The following is a 3,010-nucleotide window of genomic DNA, read 5'->3' on the forward strand; positions in this document are numbered from 1 at the left end:
GGTCAATGAAGAGTCGGAGTACTTCGGCGCCGACTACATGCAGTATTAACCGGGCGGCGATGACGAGCTCACGGATGATACCTACACCGACGTATATCGCGTTGCTGATGACGCGCGTTGCGTGGAGCTGGTCAAGCGCGCCGGTTATGACGGCATCGTGTTCCATGGCCCGTTCACCTCGGTGGATCTGTTCGATCGCGATCAGGAGACCATTGCGGCTGCGGGGTATGACTTCCTGGACGATTCGGCGCTGGAGTACCGCGTGTTCGACTCCAGCCAGGTCGTGTCGATCTTCGATGCGAGCCTGGACCCGGTGCTGAGCGGCGTGCAGTTCCGCCGCGCCTACCACGGCAGCCCGGCGCGCTTCGAGCGCCCTTCGCTGGACTTCAACAAGTCTGGCGAGGGCGGCAACGCCTTCGGCTATGGGATGTACTTCGCCGAGGCCTCACAAGTGGCGTCGGTTTACCGCGAGAAGCTGGCCTACCAGGCGCAGATCGTGCGCTTCGGCGACCAGATGACCACCGGCGGTGAGCTGGCCGCCGTGGCTGAGCGCGTGCTCGGCGCCGGCGCCGGCGATGAGGCCAACTGGGTGCTGCACATGCAGGCCAGCGGCTATCGCAGCGATGACCTGCAGCGCATTGTGGACGGCATGGRCGAGCCGCGCCGCGGCATGATCGGCGCCATCCTGCAGCGGCTTGAGCGGTTCCATCCGCAAGCCGCTCGCGTCAGTGGCGTTCTGCTGGCGCACAGCGCCGGTACCGCGGCGTTCGATGCGGCCGGCGGCGTTGCCGGCGGCTCGCTGGCCAGCCGTGAGCTGCGCTTCCTGCTGGACCAGGGGCAGAGCCTGGATCAGGCGCGAGAGATGGTGCTGGCCGAGCAGCGCGAGCGTGTGCGGGCGCTGGGCGAGTACCTGCAGGACGATGAAGACCGTCTGTCTCGCGCCAACGTCGCCGGCGACGTGGATGCCATCGATCGGGCGTCAGCCTCGCTGCGTGACACGCGGTGGTTCATCCGCGAGGCCGAAGCGGCATGCCGCCTGTTGTCCGATCCGGGCCTGCTGATGGCCGATACCCGACACCTGGCCAGCGAGGGGTTCATCTACGAAGCCGACATCGACGATGAGGCGCTGCTGCTGGAGTGGGAGCAGCCCGTCAGCGACGAACAGCTGCAGACCGTGCTCGCGGTGCTGGAGCCGGCGCAGGCCGCGCGTCTGGCCGATGCCTGGGCCGATCAGCCCGAGGCATACGGGCGCCGAGGGCGAGATCTCTACCACACGCTGGAGGTCGTGCTGGGCACGCCTGAGGCGGCGTCCCACGCGCTGGGGCGCGCGGGCTACTCCGGCCTGCGCTACCTGGACGGCCACAGCCGCGTGAGCGCTAGCGAGCCCACGCATAACTACGTTCTGTGGGACCTGGCCTCAGTCAAGGCCTTCGCTCCCGTCGCGTTCAAGCGCGGCGCCGCCGGCGCGAAAGATGAAGAGATCTTCCACTCCGCCCTGCTGCGCTCGCTGGAAGGCATCAACGGCGCGCCCAAGCGCGCCGGTGCCGAGCWGTGGCTGCAATGGCTGGACGGCGCGCAGCGCCGCGGCCAGATCAAGGGTACCGAACGCGCCTGGACGGGCGTGGACGCTTGGCTGAAGGGCCGTGAAGGCGACATCAGCCGTGCCGAGCTGGCCGACTTCGTGCGCCAGAGYGTGCCCAAGCTCACCACGCGGGTGTACGGGGACATGCCGACCGCACGCGCTGCGCTGGAAGATGCCGGGTATGAGTTGCGGATTCACCATGAAGACATCCAGATTCTGGATGCCGATGGCGAGGACATCCACGAATCTCGTCTGCCTGCAGAGCTGAAGGAAGCAATGGCGGCGGCACGGCGCGCCGGCGAGCGGCCGGCCTGGTACGCCGGCCATCAGCTGCCCTGGTCCAACGAAGATCCGCAGGATAGCTACCGTGAGCTGTTGATCATGATGGATGCACCCAGTGGCAGCGCTGCGCGGCAGGCGAAGGAAGAGTCCCACGCCACGCACCAGGCGCTGGAAGCTGCCGGTGAGCGGGGTGCGCCGGTGGCCGAGATCAATGCGTAGCATTCCAACTTCTCGGCGGCCGCGCACGTCTACTCTGCCTACCGGGAGACGGAGGGAGAGCAGCGCTTCCAGTCCACGCATTTCAGCAACAAGCGCGGCATCCTGGTGCATGCGCGTTTCAGCGAACGCAAGGATGAGCACGGCTTGCGCACGCTGGTGATCGAAGAGATCCAGTCGGACTGGGCGCAGGCAGGGCGTGAGCGAGGCTTTGCGCCGCCGGAGCTGGCGGCCAGGCGCCTGTCCATGCGTCTGGAGCGCGCCGCGTTGCGCACGGAGCTGGAGCGTACCTCCAGCACCGGCGGCGAAGAGCAGAAGGCGCGCCGCCTGACGGTACAGCAGCGACTCGACGAGCTGGACCGTACGCTGGAGACGCCTTTCGATGCCGTGCCTGATACGCCGCTCAAGCGCTCCGAGGATTGGGCGCTGCTGGCGTACCGCCGTCTGGTGCGCTGGGCCGCGGAAGCGGGCTATCACCAGGTGGCCTGGACCACGGGCGACACGCAGATCGACCGCTACACCACCAAGCTGCGGCAGCAGGTCAATGTGGTGGATTGGTCCAACGCCGGTCACCTGACCAACGTGGGTGCGCTGCGCGATGGAAAGCTGGTGTTCCATTGCAGGCTCGATGCCGAGGGCACGGTCGTGTATTGCGATGAACGCAAGGCCATCGGGATGAGCGCCCGCAAGTTGTTCGGCAAGGCCGTGTTCGAGCAGATCATGTCGCAGCCCAACGGTCGCGTGGAAGGTAAGGGGCTGACCGTGGGCGGGCAGGGTATGCGCGGGTTCTACGACGAGATCCTGCCGGCGGCCGTGAAGCGCTGGGCCAAGCCATTGGGCGGCGAGGTGTCCACCACGCGCATCGAGACGCCGGCGGCCGGTGGCGATGCGTACAGAATGGGTCTGCTGATGCCCGACGAACTGGAAGAC

At 67.1% G+C, this 3,010-nt stretch carries 2 protein-coding genes; both read left to right on the forward strand.

What is annotated here, in order from left to right; all coding sequences use genetic code 11:
- The first annotated feature begins 157 nt into the window (after positions 1-157).
- The gene (locus AC04L7_RS15560; RefSeq protein WP_475513358.1) at positions 158-2,083 is read left to right on the forward strand and encodes a hypothetical protein; all 1,926 of its coding nucleotides are present in this window, start codon (positions 158-160) and stop codon (positions 2,081-2,083) included.
- 105 nt (positions 2,084-2,188) lie between these two features.
- A partial coding sequence (locus AC04L7_RS15565; protein ID WP_475513359.1) for a hypothetical protein occupies positions 2,189-3,010 on the forward strand: 822 nt, incomplete at its 3' end.

This window comes from Pseudoxanthomonas sp. LjRoot204_2 (assembly GCF_056175765.1).